The organism is Kitasatospora sp. NPDC002551, from assembly GCF_040296005.1.
In the GTDB taxonomy this organism is placed as follows: domain Bacteria; phylum Actinomycetota; class Actinomycetes; order Streptomycetales; family Streptomycetaceae; genus Kitasatospora.
The window spans coordinates 14,825-36,237 of record NZ_JBEOWI010000067.1 but is presented as its reverse complement, the minus strand read 5'-3'; the positions used below and the strand labels follow the sequence as shown (position 1 = coordinate 36,237).

Annotated in this window: 16 protein-coding genes and 2 pseudogenes; 7 read left to right on the top strand and 11 right to left on the bottom strand. The window is 73.4% G+C overall.

The window, feature by feature from the left end:
* Both ABT093_RS35375 and ABT093_RS35370 read right to left on the bottom strand, forming a co-directional pair.
* Positions 1-122: pseudogene (locus ABT093_RS35375) on the bottom strand (acyl-CoA dehydrogenase); the annotation flags it as partial.
* A gap of 93 nt (positions 123-215) precedes the next feature.
* Positions 216-1,406 carry an LCP family protein gene (locus ABT093_RS35370; protein ID WP_350571318.1) on the bottom strand — a complete coding sequence of 397 codons (1,191 nt, stop codon included), beginning with the start codon at positions 1,404-1,406 and terminating at the stop codon, positions 216-218.
* Between the two features lie 169 nt (positions 1,407-1,575).
* Here ABT093_RS35370 and ABT093_RS35365 point away from each other — a divergent pair, with 169 nt between their 5' ends.
* Together ABT093_RS35365 and ABT093_RS35360 are read left to right on the top strand one after the other, a co-directional pair.
* Positions 1,576-2,913, top strand: a complete 1,338-nt coding sequence (locus ABT093_RS35365) for a UDP-glucose dehydrogenase family protein (RefSeq protein WP_350571317.1) — start codon at positions 1,576-1,578, stop codon at positions 2,911-2,913.
* A 73-nt stretch (positions 2,914-2,986) separates the two neighbouring features.
* A complete protein-coding gene (locus ABT093_RS35360) occupies positions 2,987-3,400 on the top strand; it encodes a CoA-binding protein (protein ID WP_350571315.1) in 414 nt (137 codons plus the stop codon).
* 67 nt (positions 3,401-3,467) lie between these two features.
* On the opposite strand, the gene ABT093_RS35355 is transcribed toward ABT093_RS35360, so the two are convergent.
* The 3 genes from ABT093_RS35355 to ABT093_RS35345 are packed head-to-tail and all read right to left on the bottom strand — an operon-like array spanning position 3,468 to position 6,351.
* Positions 3,468-4,688: a dipeptidase gene (locus ABT093_RS35355; RefSeq protein ID WP_350571313.1), complete on the bottom strand. Its 1,221-nt coding sequence runs from the start codon at positions 4,686-4,688 to the stop codon at positions 3,468-3,470.
* Positions 4,689-4,711: 23 nt separating this feature from the next.
* On the bottom strand, positions 4,712-5,236 hold the full coding sequence (purE, locus tag ABT093_RS35350) for a 5-(carboxyamino)imidazole ribonucleotide mutase (protein WP_350571311.1): 525 nt from the start codon (positions 5,234-5,236) through the stop codon (positions 4,712-4,714).
* Complete coding sequence (locus ABT093_RS35345; protein ID WP_502884386.1) at positions 5,233-6,351, bottom strand: 5-(carboxyamino)imidazole ribonucleotide synthase; 1,119 nt, start codon at positions 6,349-6,351, stop codon at positions 5,233-5,235. The genes purE and ABT093_RS35345 overlap by 4 nt, the downstream gene beginning before the upstream one ends.
* Before the next feature lie 280 nt (positions 6,352-6,631).
* Between ABT093_RS35345 and ABT093_RS35340 the strand changes: the two genes are divergently transcribed.
* Positions 6,632-7,207, top strand: coding sequence for a GtrA family protein (locus ABT093_RS35340; RefSeq protein ID WP_350571308.1), 576 nt, complete (start codon positions 6,632-6,634; stop codon positions 7,205-7,207).
* 122 nt (positions 7,208-7,329) lie between these two features.
* Positions 7,330-7,623, top strand: a pseudogene (locus ABT093_RS35335) (ester cyclase); the annotation flags it as partial.
* Between the two features lie 9 nt (positions 7,624-7,632).
* Here the strand turns inward: ABT093_RS35335 and ABT093_RS35330 are convergent.
* Complete coding sequence (locus tag ABT093_RS35330) at positions 7,633-8,880, bottom strand: sensor histidine kinase (RefSeq protein WP_350571307.1); 1,248 nt, start codon at positions 8,878-8,880, stop codon at positions 7,633-7,635.
* Between the two features lie 48 nt (positions 8,881-8,928).
* Positions 8,929-9,603 carry a response regulator transcription factor gene (locus tag ABT093_RS35325; protein ID WP_030300686.1) on the bottom strand — a complete coding sequence of 225 codons (675 nt, stop codon included), beginning with the start codon at positions 9,601-9,603 and terminating at the stop codon, positions 8,929-8,931.
* 329 nt (positions 9,604-9,932) lie between these two features.
* Here ABT093_RS35325 and ABT093_RS35320 point away from each other — a divergent pair, with 329 nt between their 5' ends.
* Positions 9,933-11,441: a peptide MFS transporter gene (locus ABT093_RS35320; RefSeq protein WP_350571306.1), complete on the top strand. Its 1,509-nt coding sequence runs from the start codon at positions 9,933-9,935 to the stop codon at positions 11,439-11,441.
* 120 nt (positions 11,442-11,561) lie between these two features.
* Entirely contained in the window at positions 11,562-13,652 is a 2,091-nt protein-coding gene (locus tag ABT093_RS35315) for a S9 family peptidase (RefSeq protein WP_350571304.1), read from the top strand.
* Positions 13,653-13,713: 61 nt separating this feature from the next.
* Here the strand turns inward: ABT093_RS35315 and hutI are convergent, their stop codons facing one another.
* The 4 genes from hutI to hutU are packed head-to-tail and all read right to left on the bottom strand — an operon-like array spanning position 13,714 to position 19,211.
* The gene (gene hutI / locus ABT093_RS35310) at positions 13,714-14,883 is read right to left on the bottom strand and encodes an imidazolonepropionase (protein ID WP_350571320.1); all 1,170 of its coding nucleotides are present in this window, start codon (positions 14,881-14,883) and stop codon (positions 13,714-13,716) included.
* Positions 14,884-14,938: 55 nt separating this feature from the next.
* A complete protein-coding gene (locus ABT093_RS35305; RefSeq protein WP_350571302.1) occupies positions 14,939-16,315 on the bottom strand; it encodes a formimidoylglutamate deiminase in 1,377 nt (458 codons plus the stop codon).
* On the bottom strand, positions 16,306-17,508 hold the full coding sequence (locus ABT093_RS35300) for an allantoate amidohydrolase (RefSeq protein ID WP_350571319.1): 1,203 nt from the start codon (positions 17,506-17,508) through the stop codon (positions 16,306-16,308). Before ABT093_RS35300 ends, ABT093_RS35305 begins: the two co-directional genes overlap by 10 nt.
* Before the next feature lie 17 nt (positions 17,509-17,525).
* Positions 17,526-19,211: a urocanate hydratase gene (hutU, locus tag ABT093_RS35295; RefSeq protein ID WP_350571300.1), complete on the bottom strand. Its 1,686-nt coding sequence runs from the start codon at positions 19,209-19,211 to the stop codon at positions 17,526-17,528.
* 188 nt (positions 19,212-19,399) lie between these two features.
* Here hutU and ABT093_RS35290 point away from each other — a divergent pair, with 188 nt between their 5' ends.
* Positions 19,400-21,331 carry a ricin-type beta-trefoil lectin domain protein gene (locus tag ABT093_RS35290; RefSeq protein ID WP_350571298.1) on the top strand — a complete coding sequence of 644 codons (1,932 nt, stop codon included), beginning with the start codon at positions 19,400-19,402 and terminating at the stop codon, positions 21,329-21,331.
* The last annotated feature ends 82 nt before the right edge of the window (positions 21,332-21,413 follow it).

The window sequence follows — 21,413 nt, the reverse complement described above, 5'->3', positions numbered from 1 at the left end:
ACGTCCGCCGCGAACGGCGCGATCTTCGCCTCGGCCAGCGAACGCACCGCCTCACGGAGCATCGCGTGCTCCTCGGAGACCCGGAAGAGATCGAATTCCGCCGCCCCTGCGCTGCCCGCCATGATGCCTGCCTCTGGAGAATCGTCGTCACCGACTGTGGAACCGGTTAACTACCGTTCAGTAGATCCTAGGCCTCCGACCTGCGGCTGCCTAGGTCAGTCGACGTCCGCGCCCAGGGTGTCGCCGGCCCGGTGCTCCTGGAAGTACTGCTCGGTGCGGTCGTTGCGGACCGCCTCCCAGAGCCGCTCGGCCGGGCGGTCGGCCAGCAGCACCACGCTCTGCCCGTCCCGGGTGGCGAAGCCGCCGAACGGCGCGTTCAGGAAGCGCACGCCGTCCGCGCGCAACGAGCGCAGGCTCCAGGCGAGCTGGAACAGGTCGGTGTTGGAGAGCCGGTCGTCGACGCTGACCACCTCGCCGACCGTGCCCAGCAGGCCGCCGAGCCGCGACGGGCTGGTGAGCGTGCCGGAGTCCATGACCTTGAGCATCAGCGCCCGCAGGAAGTTCTGCTGGCGCTTGGTGCGGTCGAGGTCGCCGCCGGGCAGGCCGTAGCGCTCGCGGACGTAGAGCAGCGCGGTGGCGCCGTCCATGTGGTGGGTGCCGGCCTCCCAGGCGCGGGCCTCGCCGACGCCCTCGATGGTGCGCGCGACGGTGATGTCGACGCCGCCGACCGCGTCGGTGAGGGCCCGGAACCCGTTCCAGTCGATCACGGCGAGGTGGTCGACGCGGATGCCGGTGAGGTTCTGCACGGTCTCGGTCATCAGCGCCGGGCCGCCCCAGGCGTAGGCGGCGTTCAGCTTGGCCTCGCCGTGGCCGGGCACCGGCACCCAGGTGTCCCGGGGCAGCGAGACCAGGGTGGCGGAGCGGCGGTCCTCGGAGAGGTGCAGCAGCATCATGGTGTCGCTGCGGGCCGCGCCGGCCTGCCAGACCGGGGCCTTGGCGGCGCTGCCGGTGGTGGGGGTGTCGGAACGGGCGTCCAGGCCGACCAGCAGGAGGTTGAGGCCGCTGCCGGGGACGGGCCTCGGCTGGGCGGACTCCGGCACGGCCGGGAAGGCGTCGGGGATGCGGCGGACGGAGGAGGCGTAGTGCTCGGCCGTCCACCAGAGGGCGCCGCAGCCGCCGAGGACGAGCACCAGCAGGGTGGAGAGGGTCCAGAGCAGGACCCGGCGGGTGCGGCGGCGCCGGGCCGGCGGCTCGGCGCCGGGCTCCGGTGCGTCGGACCCGTCCTCCGGGGCGTCGCCGGGCCCGTCCCCGGGCTCCCCCGGGTGCTCCCGGGGCCGGAAGAGGCTCAGCCCGGAGGGCGCCGACGGCCGCACGGGCTCGTCCGAGGGTTCGTCCACCGGCTCCATGGGCGTATTGTGCCGTCGGCCCCGTCCCGCGCGCGGGGCTTTGCGGACAACGGCCGGAACCGGGGCCCGAGCGGCCGTCTGGGCCCTCCCCCGGCAGCCGGATAGCATCGGTGGGCGCGGTCACCACCCGGGGTGCCGTGCCGTCCGTCGCCCGCCCTAAGGGGAAACCGTGACCCTCCGCATCTCCGTGATCGGCACCGGCTATCTCGGCGCCACCCACGCCGCCGCCATGGCGGAGTTCGGCTTCGAGGTGCTCGGGCTGGACATCGACCCGGAGAAGATCGCCACCCTGACCGCCGGCCAGGTCCCGATGTACGAGCCGGGCCTGTCCGAACTGCTGCTCAAGCACGTGGCCGGACACGAGGGTTCGACCGGGCGGCTGCGGTTCACCACCTCCGCGCAGGAGGCCGCCGAGTTCGGCGACGTGCACTTCGTCTGCGTCAACACCCCGCAGCGCAAAGGCGAGTTCGCCGCCGACATGTCCTACGTGGACGCCGCGATCGACGCGCTGGCCCCGCACCTGACCCGCCCGGTGCTGGTGGTCGGCAAGTCCACCGTGCCGGTCGGCTCGGCGGGCCGGCTGGCGGAGCGGCTGGCCGCGCTGGCCCCGGTCGGCGAGGACGCCGAGCTCGCCTGGAACCCGGAGTTCCTGCGCGAGGGCTTCGCCGTCCAGGACACCCTGCGCCCGGACCGGATCGTGGTCGGCGCCCGCAGCGAACGCGCCGAGCGGGTGCTGCGCGAGGTGTACGCCGAGCCGATCGGCGCCGGGGTGCCGTTCCTGGTCACCGACTACGCGACCGCCGAGCTGGTGAAGACCGCCGCCAACTCCTTCCTGGCCACCAAGATCTCCTTCATCAACGCGATGGCGGAGGTCTGCGAGGCGGCCGGCGCCGACGTCACCCAGCTGAGCGCGGCGCTCGCGCTGGACGAGCGGATCGGCGGCAAGTTCCTCAACTCCGGCCTGGGCTTCGGCGGCGGCTGCCTGCCCAAGGACATCCGGGCGTTCATGGCGCGGGCCGGCGAGCTGGGCGCCGACCAGGCGCTGACCTTCCTGCGCGAGGTCGACTCGATCAACATGCGCCGCCGCTCCCGGATGGTCGAGCTGGCCCGCGAGCAGTGCGACGGCGGCTTCCTGGGCCGGCGGGTCGCCGTCCTGGGCGCCGCGTTCAAGCCCAACTCGGACGACATCCGGGACTCCCCCGCGCTCAACGTCGCCGCCCAGATCCAGCTGCAGGGCGCGCAGGTCACCGTCTACGACCCCAAGGCGATGGACAACGCGCGCAAGATGTTCCCGGGCCTGGCCTACGCGCCCTCGGCGCTGGAGGCCGCCGAGGGCGCGCACGTCGTCCTGCACCTCACGGAGTGGAAGGAGTTCCGCGAGCTCGCCCCGGCCGAACTGGGCGCGGTGGTCGCCGAGCGCCGCCTGCTCGACGGCCGCAACGTCCTCGACGCCGACGCCTGGCGCGCGGCCGGCTGGACCTACCGCGCCCTCGGCCGCCCCAGCTGACGCCCGCCCCGCCGACCGGGGGGATCCCCGGCCGGCGGGGAATCCGGGGCCGCACCCCGTCGTTGCCCCGACCATGACGAACTACGGCGACGAAGCGACGGTCCGCTCCATCCTCACCGCCCAGGGCGACACCTGGGCGGTGGTCGGCCTGTCCACCAACACCGCCCGCGCCGCGTACGGCGTGGCGCGGGCGCTGCAGCGCTACGGCAAGCGGATCGTGCCCGTCCACCCCAAGGCCGAGACGGTCCTCGGCGAGCCGGGCTACCGCTCGCTCGCCGAGATCCCGTTCCCCGTCGACGTGGTGGACGTGTTCGTGAACAGCGAGCTGGCGGGCGAGGTCGCCGACCAGGCGGTGGCCGCCGGGGCGAAGGCCGTCTGGTTCCAGCTCGGCGTGGTGGACGAGGCGGCGTACGCGCGGACCACGGCCGCCGGGGTGGAGATGGTCATGGACAAGTGCCCGGCCATCGAGATCCCGCGGCTGGACTGAGCCCGCGGCCCGGCTGCGGCCGGTCTGCGGCCCGCTTTCGGCCGCCAGGGCGTCAGGCGTCAGGGCGTCAGGCGTCCAGGCCGTGGAGGCCGAGGGTGGCGAGGGAGGGGGTGCGGCCCTCGGTGCGCAGGCGGGCGGCGGTGGTCTCGGCGTCGCGCAGGACGCGGACGGCGTTGTGCCAGGTGAGCTTGGCGAGGTCGGTCTCGGACCAGCCGCGGCGCAGCAGTTCGGCGATCAGGTTGGGGTAGCCGGCGACGTCGTCGAGGCCGTCCGGGAGGAAGGCGGTGCCGTCGTAGTCGCCGCCGATGCCGATGTGGTCGACGCCGGCGACCTCGCGCATGTGGTCGAGGTGGTCGGCGACGGTGGCGACGGTGGCGACCGGGCGGGGGCTGGTCCGCTCGAAGGCGCGCTGGCAGGCCATCCCGGCGGGGGTGGTGTCGAGCGGGTCGAAGCCGTGGGCGCGCATGTTCTCGTCCGCGGTGGCGGTCCACTCGATGGCCGCGGGCAGGATGAACTTGGGCACGAAGGTGGCCATCGCGACGCCGCCGTTGCCGGGGAGCTGGGCCAGCACGTCGTCCGGGATGTTGCGCGGGTGGTCGCAGACGGCGCGCGAGGAGGAGTGCGAGAACAGCACCGGCGCCTCGCTGACCCGCAGCGCGTCGCGCATGGTGTCGGCGGAGACGTGCGAGAGGTCGACCAGCATGCCGAGCCGGTTCATCTCCCGGACGACCTCCTCGCCGAAGGCGGTGAGGCCGCCGGAGACGGGCTCGTCGGTGGCGGAGTCGGCCCAGGGCGTGTTGTCGTTGTGGGTGAGCGTCATGTAGCGGACGCCGAGCGCGTACAGGGCGCGCAGGGTGGCGAGCGAGCAGTCGATGGAGTGGCCGCCCTCGGCGCCGATGAGGGAGGCGATGCGGCCCTCGGCGCGGGCGGCCTCCAGGTCGTCGGCGGTGAGCGCCGGCCGCAACCGCTCGGGGAAGCGGTCGACCAGGGCGTGGACGAAGTCGATCTGTTCGAGGGTGGCGCTGACCGCGTGGTCCCCGGCGAGCCGGCTGGGCACGTAGACCGACCAGAACTGCGCGCCGACCCCGCCCGCGGTGAGGCGGGCGAGGTCGGTGTGCAGCCGGTCGCTCTGGTCGGCGGCCAGGTCGAGGGCGTCCAGGTCGTAGCCGGCCTGTTCGCGCATCGCCCAGGGGAGGTCGTTGTGGCCGTCCACCACGGGGGCGGCCCGCAGGACGGCCTTGGCGCGTTCCAGCAGGGCGGGGGTGGAGTCCAGCAGCTCAGAGGTCATACGAGCTGTTGTATCCGATGAGACTACTTTCCAAAGCCGAAGGAGGAGGAACCCGCCACCTTGGCCCGAAGCTTCTTGCCCTTCTCGGTGGCCTGGCCGTTCAGCTCGGCCTGGAAGTCGGTCATCCGCTCGGTCAGCTCCGGGTCGAAGGCGGCCAGCATCCGCACCGCCAGCAGGCCCGCGTTGCGGGCTCCCGCCACCGAGACGGTGGCCACCGGCACGCCGGCCGGCATCTGGACGATCGACAGCAGGCTGTCCATGCCGTCCAGGTAGCGCAGCGGCACCGGCACGCCGATCACCGGCAGCGGGGTGACGGAGGCGAGCATGCCCGGCAGGTGGGCGGCGCCGCCGGCACCGGCGATGATCGCCTTCAGCCCGCGCTTGTGGGCGTTCTCGCCGTAGGCGACCATCTCGCGCGGCATCCGGTGCGCGGAGACGACGTCGACCTCGTAGGGGATCTCGAACTCGTCGAGGGCCTGGGCGGCGGCCTCCATGACGGGCCAGTCGGAGTCCGAGCCCATGACGATGCCAACAAGCGGATGTGTCATTCGGTGATCGTTCCTCGCAGGTAGGCGGCCGCGTGGCGGGCGCGCTCACGGACGTCGTCGAGGTCGTCCCCGAAGACGTTGACGTGGCCGACCTTGCGGCCGGGCTTCACGTCCTTGCCGTACATGTGGATCCGCAGACCGGGGTCGCGGGCCATGCAGTGCAGGAAGGCGTGGTACATGTCCGGGTAGTCGCCGCCCAGGACGTTGACCATGACCGTCCACTTGGCGCGCGGCCGCGGGTCGCCGAGCGGCAGGTCCAGGACGGCCCGCAGGTGGTTCTCGAACTGCGAGGTGACGGCGCCGTCCTGGCTCCAGTGCCCCGAGTTGTGCGGCCGCATGGCCAGCTCGTTGACCAGGATCCGGCCGTCGCGGGTCTGGAACAGCTCGACGGCGAGGTGGCCGGTGATGTCCAGCTCTCCGGCGATCCGCAGGGCGAGCTGCTGGGCCTCGTCGGACAGGGCCGGGTCGAGGCCGGGCGCGGGAGCGGTGACCTCGGCGCAGACGCCGTTCTCCTGGACGCTCTCCACCACCGGGTAGGCGACGGCCTGGCCGCTGGGCGAGCGGACCACGTTGGCGGCCAGCTCGCGGACGAAGTCGACCTTCTCCTCGGCGAGCACCGGGACGCCGGCCAGGAACGGGGCCGCGGCCTCCTCCTCGTCGCCGACCACCCAGACGCCCTTGCCGTCGTAGCCGCCGCGGACGGTCTTGAGCACGACGGGGTACCCGGCGCCCTCCGCGGCGAACGCGGTGACGTCGGCCGGGTCGGCGACGATCCGGTGCCGGGGGCAGGGGACGCCGATGGAGTCCAGCTTGGCCCGCATGACGCCCTTGTCCTGGGCGTTGACCAGCGCGTCCGGGCCGGGCCGGACGGCGACGCCGTCGGCCTGCAGGGCCCGCAGGTGCTCGGTCGGCACGTGCTCGTGGTCGAAGGTGATCACGTCACAGCCGGCGGCGAAGCGCCGGAGGGTGTCGAGGTCTCGGTAGTCGCCGAGGACGACGTCGGAGACGACCTGCGCCGCCGAGTCCTGGGGAGTGTCGGCGAGGAGCTTGAACCGGACTCCGAGCGGGATGCCCGCCTGGTGTGCCATGCGGGCAAGCTGCCCGCCGCCGATCATGCCCACCACTGGAAAATTCGCGTTGCCCGGGGAAGTCACCCCGCCAGGATATCCGGGCCGGTCGGAGGCCGTGGAACCGCTCCCCGCGCAACCGCGTCCCAGAGGACGGGCCGATGTGGTAGCGCCCGAGGGGCTGAGCCGATCGGTGGAACCGGGTAGCCTGGTCGGCCAGGTCCTGATATGCGCGATCCGATCATGTGCGTGCACGCAGGGCTCAAGGGGTTGACGGCACCCAGGCCTCGGCACCCTTTCGTCCGCAGGCACATGGAGGCAGCCCGGTATGGCGACGACCACGGCGTCGAACCCCTCGCTGACGCAGAAACTGCGCGGCCTGTCGGGCGAGGCGGTGAAGTTCGGCCTGGTCGGTCTCAGCGGTGTCGTGGTGAACTTCGTCGTCTTCTGGATCTGCATCAACGGCCTGCACCTGGCCTCGCTGCGCTCCAACATCGTGGCCACGCTGGTCGCGATCGCCACCAACTACCTGGGCTACCGCTACTGGCTGTACCGGGACCGGGACGCCGCCTCGCGCAAGCGGGAGATCACGCTGTTCCTGCTGTTCAGCGGCGCCGGCATGCTGATCGAGACCGGAGTGCTCGGCTTCTCGGTGTACGTGCTGGGGCTCTCCTCGCACTTCGAGCAGCTGGCCGCGAAGGTCGGCGGCCTCGCGCTCGGCACGGTGTTCCGCTTCATCTCCTACCGCACCTGGGTGTTCAAGGCCGTCCCGGAGCCGACCGAGGAGCAGCTCGCCGAGGCGCGCGCCGAGCGGTCCGGGCCGGACGCCCCGGCCGGCGGCGTGGTCGCCCAGGCCGAGCTGATGCTGGCCGCCGAGCAGATCCGGTTCGCCAAGGCCGAGTAGGCCCCTCCCCCGTCCGCTCCCGCCCCCCGCTTGCCGCCGGTGCGGCGGCGGGGGACAGTGGTGGCGGAGGGCGAGCACGGCCGGCGAACGATCGAAGCCGCGGGGGACGCAGGAGGCTCGCCATGACCTTCGTCCAGATCATCGACTGCCGCACCGACCACCTCGACGAGCTCAACGGCCTGATGGACCGCTGGGCCGAGCAGACCGAGGGCCGGCGGACCGCCGACCACGCGATGGTCGCCACCGACCGCTCCGACCCGCGGCACGTGGTGGAGATCGTCGAGTTCCCGTCGTACGAGGCCGCGATGCGCAACTCGGGCCTGCCCGAGACCGACCGGATCTACCGCGAGATGGTCGCGCTCTGCGACGCGCCGCCCACCTTCACCGACCTGGACGTGGTCCGGGACGACCGGCTCTGACGCGCCTCAGCCCTCGCGCTGGCTGCGCCCCAGGAAGAGCGCGAACACCGCCGGCCGCAGCGAGAGCAGCTCCAGCCGCGCGCCGTCCGCCTCCGCGAGGTCGCGCGCGACGGCGAGGCCGATGCCGGTGGAGTTGCGGCCGCTGACCGCGCGCTCGAAGACCCGGTTGCCGAGCTCGGGCGGCACCCCGGGGCCCTCGTCCTGCACCTCGACGACCGCCGACGTCCCGGACGGCCGCACCCGCAGGGTGATCGTGCCGGCGCCGTGCATCAGCGAGTTCTCGATCAGGGTGGCCAGCACCTGGGCGACCGTGCCGGGGGTGCCGACGACGCTGACCCCGCGCAGGCCCTCGACCTGGAGCACCCGGCCGGTGCCGCGCAGCGACGGCCCCCACTCCTCGACCTGCTGCTTGACCACGTCGTCGAGGTCGAAGGCGACGGCGGTGGGGCTGCGCGGGTCGCGCTGGGTGGTGAGCAGCCGCTGGACGACGTCGGTCAGCCGTTCGACCTGCTGGAGGGCGATGGTCGCCTCCTCCTTGACGGTCTCCGGTTCCTCGGCGAGCGCGGTGATCTCCTCCAGCCGCATGGAGAGCGCGGTGAGCGGGGTGCGCAGCTGGTGCGAGGCGTCGGCGGCGAGCCGGCGTTCGGCGGTGAGCATCCGGGCGATCCGCTCGGCGCTGGTGTCGAGCACCTCGGCGACCCGGTCGAGTTCGGGCACCCCGTAGCGGCGGTCGCGCGGGCGCGGGTCGCCGGAGCCGAGCCGTTCGGCGGTCTCGGCGAGGTCGGTGAGCGGGCGGGCCAGCCGCTTGGCCTGCCAGACGGCGAGGGCGACGGCGGCCTGCACGGCGAGCAGCGCGACGACGCCGAGCAGCAGCAGCATGTTGGCGATCTCGTGGTCGACCGCCTCGCGGGACTGCGCGACGGTGACGGTCTCGCCGCTGGCGCCGCGCTCGACGGCGGTGAGCACGTGGTCGTTGTCGGGCCGCCGGCCGCTGGAGACGGTCCCCTGGCCGGGGATCTCGACCTCGACGTACTGGCCCTCGGAGACCTGGTTGGCGAACTTGTCGCCGGTGACCGGCTCCCTGGCGGCGAGCCGGCTCTCCACCAGGGCGAGGACCCGTACGGCGGCGGCGTCCACCCGGTCCTGGGCACTGTTGACGATGGTGCGCTTCTCGACCAGGGCGAGCGGGACGCAGAACACCACGACGACCACGAGGACGACGCACAGCAGCGAGTTGATCATCCGGCGTTTCACGCTGCCGCTCCCGTGGTCGTGGGCGCCCGTCCGGGGCGCCCGGTGGGGCTAATTCTTCTCGAAGCGGAAGCCCACCCCGCGCACGGTGGCGATGTAGCGGGGGTTGGCGGCGTCGTCGCCGAGCTTCTTGCGCAGCCAGGAGATGTGCATGTCCAGGGTCTTGGTGGAGGTCCACCAGGTGGTGTCCCAGACCTGCCGCATGATCTCCTCGCGGGTGACCACCCGGCCGGCGTCCCGGACGAGCACCCGCAGCAGCTCGAACTCCTTGGCGGAGAGGGTGAGCTCCTCCTCGCCGAGCCAGGCGCGGTGCGACTCGATGTCGATCTTGACGCCGTGGGCGCCGGTGGTGAGCTGGTCGACGTTGCCGCGCCGCAGCAGGGCCCGGACCCGGGCGAGCAGCTCGGCGAGGCGGAACGGCTTGGTGACGTAGTCGTCGGCGCCGGCGTCCAGGCCGACCACGGTGTCGACCTCGTCGGCGCGGGCGGTGAGGACCAGCACGGGGCAGCTGCGGCCGTCGGCGCGCAGCCGGCGGCAGACCTCCAGGCCGTCCATCTCGGGCAGACCGAGGTCGAGGACGACGAGGTCGACCTCCTCGCCGAGCCCCGCGGCCAGTGCGGACGGCCCGTCCTCGCGGACGAGCACCTCGTAGCCCTCGCGGCGCAGGGCCCGGGCGAGCGGTTCGGAGATCGCCGGGTCGTCCTCGGCGAGCAGCACACAGGTCATGTGGTGATGGTAGTCGTCCCGGGTATGGCCGTCCGCTCCGTGAGGTAGTTCACACTGCGTGATCGTTATACGGAGGGCGATCCACCCTCAACCGACACGCCCGGGCCGCTCGTTCGGCGAAGATCTTCCGTTTTGATCTTGCATCCGAAGGAATTTGGCCGGTCTTACCATGGATCGGCGAAGCAAATCTGTCGCTGTCTTTACTATCGCCATACCTTATTGGCATCTTTTGTCAGCTGATAACGCCAAATGTCGCCACGTAGAGTGGTTCTGTCCACGTCCGCCGCCACCCCCTTTGGCGGACGCTGTCAGGCAAGGAACCACTACTCATGGCGTCTACGACCATGGAGTCCGGCATACAGTCGGCCTCTTCCGGCGGCAAGACCTTCCTCGGGCACCCCCGGGGCCTCGCCACGCTCTTCATGAGCGAGATGTGGGAGCGCTTCAGCTACTACGGCATGCGTGCCCTGCTGGTGCTCTACATGACCGCCTCCGTCGCCGACGGCGGCCTCGGCATGAAGCTCGCCGTCGCGAGCGCGGTGTACAGCGTGTACACCGCGATGGTCTACCTGCTGGCCCTCCCGGGCGGCTGGATCGCCGACCGCTTCCTCGGCGCCCGGAAGACCGTCGCCCTCGGTGGCTCGATCATCATGATCGGCCACTTCCTGCTGGCCCTGCCGGTCAGCGTGTCGTTCTTCGGCGGCCTCGCGTTCATCGCGATCGGCTCCGGCCTGCTCAAGGCGAACATCTCCACGATGGTCGGCCACCTCTACGACGGGCCCAACGACCCGCGCCGGGACGGCGGCTTCACGATCTTCTACATGGGCATCAACCTCGGTGCCTTCGCCGCCCCGCTGGTCATCGGCACCATCGGCCAGAACGTCGACTGGCACCTGGGCTTCGCCCTCGCCGGCGTCGGCATGGCCCTGGGCCTCACCCAGTTCCTGCTCGGCACCCGCCACCTGAGCGCCAAGAGCGACGTGGTCACCTCGCCGATCTCGGCCGCCGAGAAGAGCGCGATCTTCAAGAAGGCCGGCCTCTGGCTCGCCGTCGCCGCCGTCTTCTACGCCGTCGTCGCGCTGACCGGCCACTTCACCATCAACTGGGCGATCTGGCCGCTGTCCATCGCCGGCCTGGCGATCCCGGTCTTCGTCTTCGCCAAGGTGAAGCGCGACAAGGACCTCGACGCGACCGAGCAGTCCCGGATGAGCGGCTACATCTGGTTCTTCGTCGCCGCCGCCGTGTTCTGGATGATCTACGACCAGTCCGGTTCGACGCTGAACATCTTCGCGCAGGACCACACCTCGTCGACGCTGTTCGGCTTCGACTTCCCGTCCAGCTGGTTCCAGTCGCTCAACCCGCTGTACATCATGGCCCTGGCCCCGGTCTTCGCCTGGATCTGGGTGGCGCTCGCCCGCCGCTCCAAGAACCCCAGCACCACGGCGAAGTTCTCCTTCGGCCTGCTGATGATCGGCGCCTCGTTCATGGTCATGATGCTGGCCATGGCCGCCGCCTCCGGCGGCACCCAGGTCACGCCGCTCTGGCTGGCCATGGTCTACCTGATCCAGACCGTCGGCGAGCTGACCCTCTCCCCCGTCGGCCTGTCGGTCACCACCAAGCTGGCGCCGGCCAAGTACGCCAGCCAGATGATGGGCGTCTGGTTCCTCGCGGTCACCGCGGGCGACTGCGTCGCGGCCATCTTCCAGCTCGTCCTCGGCGACGAGGTGGTCGGCTCCACCTGGTACTTCGCGGTCCAGGGCGGCATGGCGATCGCCGCCGGCATCGCCCTCTACACCCAGCGCCGCAAGGTCGTGGCGCTGATGGGCGACGTCCACTGACGTCCCTCCCACCCGGCCCCGGGGCCGTCGCGGATTCCTGAGATCCGCGGCGGCCCCGGTCGCGTTCTCCCCCCGCCCTGCCCCCTCGACCCGGCCCCGTGGGTGTGCCTATGGTGCCCCATGCCGACCGACTCGATACCCCGTCAGCTCGCCCGCGCCCGGCTCAGCCTCGGTGCCCCCTCCCAGCCGGCCATCGGCGCCGACGGGCGCACCGTGCTCTTCCTGCGCAGCCGGGCGGGCGACGACCCCGTCACCTGCCTCTGGGCCCTCGACACCGGAAGCGGCGACGAACGCCTGCTCGCCGACCCGGCGGTCCTCGGCGCGGCGGACTCCGACGCCGATCTGCCCGAGGCCGAGCGGATCCGCCGCGAACGCGCCCACGTCCACGCCCGCGGCATCACCGCGTACGCCACCGACGCCGCCGGTCGGCTCGCCGCCTTCGCCCTCGGCGGCGGCCTCTGGCTCGCCGACACCGCCACCGGCGAGGTCCGCCGCGTCCCCACCGCCACCGAGGTGTACGACCCCCGCCCCGACCCGTCCGGCCTGCGGATCGCCTACGTCGGCAACGGCGCCCTGCGCGTCGTCACCGCCGACGGCGGCGAGGACCGCGCGCTCGCCGGACCCGAGGCCGAGGACGTTCGCTACGGCGTCGCCGAGTACGTCGCCGCCGAGGAGATGGACCGCACCCGCGCCCACTGGTGGTCGCCCGACGGCACCCGGCTGCTGGTCGCCCGGGTCGACGAGCGCCCGGTCACCCGCCTCCACCTGGCCGACCCGGCCGACCCCGCCCGGCCGCCCCGCGTCATCCGCTACCCCCTGGCCGGCACCGCCAACGCCGAGGTCACCCTCTGGCTGCTCGGTCTCGACGGCGGGCGCACCGAGGTCCGCTGGGACCGGGCCGGGTACGAGTACCTCACCGCCGCCGGCTGGGACGGGCACGGCCCGTACGCCGCCGTGCAGAGCCGCGACCAGCGCACCGTGCTCACCCTCGCGATCGACCCCGCCGACGGCGCCACCCGCGTCCTCGCCGAGCGGCGCGACGAGCACTGGGTCGCCCTGCTCCCCGGACTGCCCGCCCGCACCGCCGCCGGCGCCCTCGTCGACGCCGCCGACGAAGGCGACACCCGGCACCTCACCGTCGACGGCGAGCCCGTCACCCCGGCCGGACTGCAGGTGCGTTCCGTGCTCGGCACCGACGGCGAGCAGGTGCTCTTCACCGCCACTGACGAGCCGACCGAGACCCACCTGTGGTCATGGGACCCGGTCACGGGCGCCGTCCGGCTGAGCGACGAGCCCGGAGTGCACACCGGCGCGCGCCGCGACGGCACGCTCGTCCACACCGCACGCACGCCCGGCGCGCCCACCGGCCGCACCACCGTCCACCGCGACGGCCTGCCCGCCGCCCGCACCCTCGCCTCCCGCGCCGAGACGCCCGCCCTCACCTCCCGCCCCGAGCTGCTCCGGCTCGGCCCCCGCGAACTGCGCGCCACGCTCTTCCTGCCCGCCGGCCACCGCGACGGCGACGGCCCGCTGCCCGTCCTCCTCGACCCCTACGCCGGACCCGCCCTGCAGAAGGTCACCGCCGCCCCGCACTGGTGGGACCTCGCCTCCCAGTGGTTCGCCGACCAGGGCTTCGCCGTGCTCGCCGTCGACGGCCGCGGCACCCCCGGGCGCGGCCCGCGCTGGGAGAAGGCGATCGCCGGGGACAAGGCCGGCCCCGCCCTGGCCGACCAGGTCGAGGGCCTGCACGAGGCCGCCCGGCTGCGGCCCGGCCTGCTCGACCTCGACCGGGTCGCCGTCCGCGGCTGGTCCTACGGCGGCTACCTCGCCGCGCTCGCCGTCCTGCGCCGCCCCGACGTCTTCCACGCGGCCTCCACCGGCGCCGCGGCCACCGATCAGCGGATCTACAACACCCACTACCAGGAGCGCTACCTCGGCCACCCCGACGAGCACCCGGAGCGCTACGACGCCTGCTCCCTGCTCTCGGACGCGCCCACGCTGCGCCGCCCGCTGCTGCTGGCCCACGGCCTCGCCGACGACAACGTGCTGCCCGTCCACGCCCTGCGGTTCTCCGCCGCCCTGCTCGCCGCGGGCCGCCCGCACGAGGTGCTCCCGCTGCGCGGCACCGGCCACCGGCCCACCGACGAATCGGTGGCGGAGAACCTGCTGCTGCACGAACTCGCCTTCCTGCGGCGCGCGCTGCGGCTCTGAGCACGGCGGCGGGGCCGGGGAACGCCCGTCCCCGGCCCCGCCGTCACACCGCTCGGGCCGCTCAGACCTCGCGCACGCCCGCGCGCCAGACCGCCGCCGTCAGCGGCACGCCCGGCCGGTAGGCCAGGTGCACGTGCGAGGGCGCGTCCAGCAGCTGCAGGTCCGCCCGGGCGCCCACCCGCACGGCGCCGACGTCCGTGCGCCGCAGCGCGTGCGCGCCGCCCGCCGTCGCCGACCAGAGCGCCTCGTCCGGCGTCATGCCCATCTCGCGCACCGCCACCGCGATGCAGAACGCCATCGAACTCGTGAAGCTGGAGCCCGGGTTGCAGTCGGTGGACAGCGCCACCACCGCCCCCGCGTCCAGCAGCCGGCGCGCGTCCGGGTAGACCGCCCGGGTGGAGAACTCGGCGCCCGGCAGCAGCGTCGCCACCGTCGAGGAGCCGGCCAGCGCGGCCACGTCCTCGTCGGTCAGGTGGGTGCAGTGGTCGGCGGAGGCCGCCCCCAGCTCGACGGCCAGCTGCACGCCCGGGCCGTACGTCAGCTGGTTGGCGTGCACCCGGGGCGTCAGCCCGCGCTCCATCCCGGCGGTCAGGATCGCCCGCGCCTGGTCGCCGTCGAAGGCGCCCTTCTCGCAGAACACGTCCACCCAGCGGGCGTACGGCGCGCAGGCGTCCAGCATGGGGCCGGTGACCAGCTCCACGTAGCCGGCCGGGTCGTCCGCGAACTCCGGCGCCACCACGTGCGCGCCGAGGTAGGTGGTCTCCGGCGTGTACGAGGAGGCGATCCGCAGCGCCCGGGACTCGTCCTCGACGGTGAGCCCGTACCCGGACTTGCACTCGACCAGCGTGGTGCCCTGCCGCAGCGCCTCGCGCACCAGCCGGGCCAGGTTGGCGTCCAGCTCGGCGTCGGCGGCGGCCCGGGTGGCGGCCACGGTGGTGCGGATGCCGCCCGCCGAGTAGGACTGCCCGGACATCCGGGCGTTGAACTCGGCGGTGCGGTCGCCCGCGAACACCAGGTGGGCGTGCGAGTCGACGAAGCCGGGCAGCAGGGCGCGGCCCGCCGCGTCGAACCGTTCGTCGGCGGCGGGCGCCTCGGCGGCCGGGCCGACCCAGGCGACGGCGTCGCCGTCGATCACCACCGCCGCGTCGGTGAGCAGGCCGAGCGGCCCGGTCCCGTACGCGGGGTCGTTGGTGACCAGTGTGCCGATGCCGGTGATCAGCGTGCTCGGAATGCTCGGGGAGGTCACGTCATGCCTTTCGGAGAACGACAGCAGCAACGACAGCAGCTCAGCAACTCAGGGCGTCGATCGAGGACTTCAGCGCGCCCGGCACGTCCGGCACCAGCTGGTGCACGCCGTCCCGCACGACGTGCCGCCCGCCGACCACCACGTGCCGCACGTCCGCCGCCGAGGCCGCGAACACCGCGGTCTCCGCGCCCAGCCGCGGCGCCGGGCCCGCGGTGCGCACCGAGTCCAGCGCGATCACGGTGAAGTCGGCCAGCGCCCCCGCCTCGATCCGCCCGGCCTCGGGCCAGCCGAGCGAGGCGTGCCCGTCCTCCGAGCCGGCCCGCAGCAGCGCGTTCGCCGTCCAGTGCCCGCGGGTGCGGGTGCGCAGCCGCTCGTCCAGCTCCAGCGCCCGGGCCTCCTCGAACGGGTCGACGACGGCGTGGCTGTCGCTGCCGAGGGTGATCGGGCAGCCGCCGGAGGCCAGTTGCCGGGCCGGGCCGATCCCGTCGGCGAGGTCCCGCTCGGTGGTGGGGCACATGCAGACGGTGGTGGAGGAGTCGGTGAGCAGCTTGACGTCCTCCTCGGTGAGGTGGGTGGCGTGCACGGCCGAGGTGCGCGGGCCGAGCGCGCCGTGGTCGGCGAGCAGCCGGGTCGGGGTGACGCCGTGCGCGGCCAGGCAGGCGTCGTTCTCGGCGGTCTGCTCGGACAGGTGGACGTGCAGCGGCGCCCGGCGCATCGCCGCCCAGTGGGCGACGGTGCCCAGCTGCTCGGCGGGCACGGCGCGCACCGAGTGGATGGCGGCGCCGATCCGGGCGTGCTCGCGCCCGCGCAGGGCGTCGGCCCGCTCGGCCCAGGCGTCGGCGTCGCCGTCGCTGAACCGGCGCTGCGGCTTGGTCGGCTCGGCGCCGAAGCCGGAGGACAGGTAGCAGGTGTCCAGCAGCGTGATCCGGATGCCGGCCCGGGCGGCGGCCTCGATCAGGGCCTCGCCCATCGCGTTGGGGTCGTCGTAGCGGGCGCCGCCGGGCGCGTGGTGCAGGTAGTGGAACTCGCCGACGGCGGTGATCCCGGCGAGCGCCATCTCGGCGTAGGCGGCGGTGGCGAGCGCCAGGTAGCGGTCCGGGTCGAGGGCGCCGGCGAACCGGTACATGGTGTCGCGCCAGGTCCAGAAGGTGCCGGAGCCGACCTGGACGTGGCCGCGCAGCGCCCGGTGGAAGGCGTGCGAGTGCGCGTTGGCCCGGCCCGGCAGCAGCAGGCCCTCCAGCCGGACGGCGCCGGGCGGGCAGGGCCCGCTGTCCGGCTGCACCTTGGCGATCTTGCCGCCGGCACCGGTGTTGATCAGGACGTCCTGCTCGACCACCGGCCCGTTGACGTACGGCAGCCAGGCGTACTGCGCCCAGAAGGTTGTCGTTTGCGCGCCTGCGGCACGGCCTACTGACACGCCAGGTCCTCCAGTACGTCGGCGAGGGCGGCGACCCCGGCCAGGCAGTCGGCGGTCTCGGCGTGCTCCGCCGGGGAGTGCGAGACGCCGCTCGGGTTCCGTACGAACAGCATGGCGGTCGGCACGGCCGATGCCAGGATCCCGGCGTCGTGTCCCGCGCCGGTGGGCAGCACGGGGGCGCCGCCCGGGCCCTCCTTCCCGCCGACGACCCGCGCCAGGCGGTCGCGCAGCGGGCCGTCGAAGTCCACCACCGGGGTGTAGGACTCACGGGTCAGTTCGACCCGGACGCCGTCGCGCCCGCCGCGCTCGGCGGCGGCCCGCTCGATCTCCCCGACCAGCGCGGTGAGGGTGGCCTCGTCGGCCGCCCGGGAGTCCAGCCAGCCGCGCACCAGGGAGGCGATCGCGTTGGTGCCGTTGGGCTCGACGGCGACCTTGCCGAAGGTGGCCAGCGCGCCCGCGAGCTTCGCCTTCTTGCGGGCGGCGAGCACCGTGGTGGCGTAGGTCAGCATCGGGTCGCGGCGGTCCTCGATCCGGGTGGTGCCGGCGTGGTTGGCCTCGCCGTGGAAGTCGAACCGCCAGCGGCCGTGCGGCCAGATCGCCGAGGCGACGCCGACCGGCTGGTGCTCGGCGAGGTGGCGGCCCTGCTCGACGTGGAGTTCGACGAAGGCGCCGATCCGGGCCAGCCGCTCGCCGTCGGCGCCGATCGCCGTCGGGTCCTGGCCGGCCCGCTCCATCGCGTCGGGCAGCCGCACGCCGTCGGCGTCGCGCAGCCCGTACGCGGCCTCCCGGCTCAGCAGGCCGGTGGTGAGCCGGGAGCCGATGCAGGCCACGCCGAACCGGGCGCCCTCCTCGTCGCCGAAGTTGACGATCGCCAGTGGCCTGGCGAACCGGGCGCCCCGGGCGCGCAGTTCGTCCAGCGCCGCGAAGGAGGACACCACCCCGAGCGGGCCGTCGAAGGCGCCGCCGTCGGGGACGGAGTCCAGGTGCGAGCCGGTGACGACGGCGTCGCCCGCCTCCGGATCGCCCAGCCAGGCCCACTGGTTGCCGTTGCGGTCCAGCTCGTAGCCGAGGCCCCGGTCACGGGCCTGCTGCTCGAACCAGGCGCGGCACTCGGCGTCGGCGGCGTTCCAGGCGAACCGGCGGTAGCCGCCGGACGCGGCGGAGCGGCCCACCGGGAGCAGCTCCGCCCACATCTCCTCGAAGGACGGCGTCACAGCTCACCCGTCGGGCTCTGCTCGGCCATGGGGACGCGCACGCCGCGCTCGGCCGCGACCTCCTCGGCCCGGTCGTAGCCGGCGTCGACGTGCCGGATGACGCCCATGCCCGGGTCGTTGGTGAGCACCCGGCGGATCTTCTCGCCGGCCAGCGCGGTGCCGTCGGCGACGGTGACCTGCCCGGCGTGGATCGAGCGGCCGATGCCGACGCCGCCGCCGTGGTGGATGGAGACCCAGGACGCGCCGGAGGCGACGTTGACCATGGCGTTGAGCAGCGGCCAGTCGGCGATCGCGTCGGAGCCGTCCAGCATCGCCTCGGTCTCCCGGTAGGGGGAGGCGACCGAGCCGCAGTCCAGGTGGTCGCGGCCGATGACGATGGGGGCGGACAGCTCGCCGCTCGCCACCATGTCGTTGAAGCGCTCGCCGGCCTTGTCGCGCTCGCCGTAGCCGAGCCAGCAGATGCGCGCGGGCAGGCCCTGGAAGTGCACCTTCTCCTGGGCCATCCGGATCCAGCGGGCCAGCGACTCGTTCTCCGGGAAGAGGTCGAGGACGGCCTGGTCGGTCTTGTGGATGTCGCGGGCGTCGCCGGACAGCGCGGCCCAGCGGAACGGGCCCTTGCCCTCGCAGAACAGCGGGCGGATGTAGGCGGGGACGAAGCCGGGGAAGGCGAAGGCGCGGTCGTAGCCGGCCAGCTGGGCCTCGCCGCGGATCGAGTTGCCGTAGTCGAAGACCTCGGCGCCGCGGTCCTGGAAGCCGACCATCGCCTCGACGTGCCGGGCCATCGACTCGCGGGCGCGCTGGGTGAACTCGGCGGGCTTCTCGGCGGCGTAGGCGGCCATGTCGTCGAAGGCGACGCCGACCGGCAGGTAGGCCAGCGGGTCGTGGGCGCTGGTCTGGTCGGTGACGATGTCGATCGGCGCGTCCATCGCGAGCAGCTGCGGGACCAGCTCGGCGGCGTTGCCGAGCACGCCGATGGAGAGCGGCTGCCGCTTGTCGCGCGCGGCGGTGGCGAGCTCCAGCGCGTGGGCGAGGTCCTTGGCCTCGACGTCCAGGTAGCGGTGCTCGATCCGGCGGGAGATCCGGGACGGGTCGCAGTCGATGCAGATCGCCACGCCGCCGTTCATGGTGACGGCCAGCGGCTGGGCGCCGCCCATGCCGCCGAGGCCGGCGGTGAGGGTGATGGTGCCCTCCAGCGTGCCGTCGAACTTCTTGTTGGCGACGGCGGCGAAGGTCTCGTAGGTGCCCTGGAGGATGCCCTGGGTGCCGATGTAGATCCACGATCCGGCGGTCATCTGCCCGTACATGGTGAGCCCGAGGCTCTCCAGACGGCGGAACTCCTCCCAGTTGGCCCAGTCGCCGACCAGGTTGGAGTTGGCGATCAGCACGCGCGGCGCCCACTCGTGGGTCTGCATGACGCCGACCGGCCGGCCGGACTGCACCAGCATGGTCTCGTCCTGCTTCAGCCCCTGCAGCGTGCGGACCATGGCGTCGAAGGACCGCCAGTCGCGCGCCGCCTTGCCGGTGCCGCCGTACACGACCAGCTTCGACGGGTGCTCGGCCACCTCGGGGTCGAGGTTGTTCATCAGCATCCGCAGGGCCGCCTCCTGCTGCCACCCCCGCGTCGTCAGCCCCGTCCCCCGCGCCGCCCGTACCTCTCGCGGCCCGCTCGCCTGCTGCACCATGTCCCGGCCTCCTTGCGGATGAATTCATTCAGGCTCGACTCGGCTGAATATATCCAAACATCCAGCCTCCGGCCAGAGTCCGGACGATCCGATCCCGAACATGGTTGACGGCCCCCGGGGCCGACGTCATGCTGCATACGAACGAATTCGGGCAGCTCTGCCCGGACGATTCCTGGGGGGGTACCACCATGTCTGCTCTGCCACGCCCGTTCGCGCCTCCGCCGGGCCGACGGGTCCGCCGGACGGCTGCCCGCGGCAGCGTCCTCGCCCTCGCCGCCGGCCTGCTCGCCGGCGCCCCGCTCGCCGGCGCCTCGCTCGCCCGGGCCGCGGAGCCCGCCCCGGTGGAGACGCCCACCGGCACCCGCGTCGCCCCGCTCTCACCGGGCACCCTCTATCCCGACACCCGCACCGACAGTTGCGGCATCGCCAGCACCGACCAGTGGGGCTGGCTGCCCGGCGGCACGAGCAGCCTCACCGCCACGCTGAACGGCTCCTCCGCCGCGCTCGGCGCCGAGTTCCACGTCCGCGACACCGCGGCCCCGAACACCGACGTGCTCACCGGCCGGGTGGGCGGGCTCGCCCCCGGCACGCAGGCCGAGTTCGCCCTCGACCCGACCAAGCTCGTCGAGGGCCACGCCTACTCCTGGAACGTGGTCGGCACGGACGCCGACGGCAACCGCTCCGCGGCCACCACCGACTGCCACTTCCGGGTCGACCACCGTGGCCCCCGGATTTCGCTGCTGTCGACGAGCACCCCGCAGGCCGGCACGAACCGCCTCACCTTCCAGGTCCAAGACTCCTACAGCTGGGAACGCATCTACACCTCCGGCCACGGCTGCCTGGAGTACCGCACCGGCGAAACGGGCCCGTGGACCAGGGCGAGCTGTGGATGGCCCGGCAGCCTCTCCTGGCCGACCGTCGACCTGGACGTCCCCCTGCCCCAGCCGAACTCGGCCGCGCTCCGCGTGCGCGACGTGGACCAGGCCGGCAACTACTCCGCCGAGGTCGTCATCCCGACCTTCGCCTACCCCGGCCAGCCGCTGCTGGGGGACCTGGCGGACCCGCAGCACCAGTGGCAGCTCGGCCGTGAGAGCCCCGGCTCCGACGCCGCCGGCACCGCCCCGCTGGCGGCCGGTCCCGGCGTCACCTGGGTGGACAACCACAGCCCGTTCACGGCCCCGGACGGAAGCAGCACTCCCGGCCCCGCCACGGTCGCCTCCCTGGACGGCACCGGAGCGCTCTCCGCCGACCGTCCGCTGATCGACACCCGGGAGAGCTTCACCGTCACCGCCTGGGCCAAGCCCACCGCCGAGGGCGGCGTCGTCCTGAGCCAGCAGGGCGCGCGGTCGAGCGCCTTCGCGCTCTGGGCCGACCCGAGCGACGGCCGCTGGCACGCCGCGCTGGGCCGGCAGGACGACGACTCCTGGTCCTACGACCAGGTCACGCCCTACGCGGCGGGCCGGGACAGCTTCACGCCCGGCGTCTGGAACCAGCTGAGCGTGGCCTACAACGCCCGGACCGAGCAGATCTCCCTGCAGGTCAACGGCACTGTGGTGGCCACCGGTCACCACGCCGCCCGCGACTCCTTCCAGGCCACCGGCGCCTTCCAGCTCGGGCAGTACCGCTACCAGGGCGAGCCGAACGCGCGGTTCAAGGGCGAGCTCAGTGACGTCGCCGTGCTCCGGCGGGCCGCCGCGCCGCCGCAGGGCTGGCAGTCCAGCTACCGGCTCGGACTCGACCAGGCCAAGTGCGCGACCGCCGCGGGCAGCCCCGACCAGCCCGGCGCGCCGGTCCGCGTCGCGAACTGCGGATCGTCCTCGACCCAGTCCTTCACCAGCCACTCCTCGGACGGGACCCTCAGGTGGGGCAACCTGTGCCTCGACGCCTACGCGAACGGCACCGCCAACGGCGCCGCGACCACGTTCTGGACCTGCAACGGCGGCGGTAACCAGGTCTGGCTGCCGCGCACCGACGGCTCGCTGCTCAACCCGCAGTCCGGCCGCTGCCTCGACCTCCCCTGGGGCAACACCACCGACGGCACCCGCTTCGTCCTGTGGGACTGCAACGGCGGAGCCAACCAGCGGTTCGACTTCACCGTCTCCGCCACACGCCTCGTCTGATCCCCCACCCCCACACCGGCAGGGCCCCGCCACCCCCACACGGCGGGGCCCTGCCGCATCCGCGCGCGCTAGGCTGAACCCG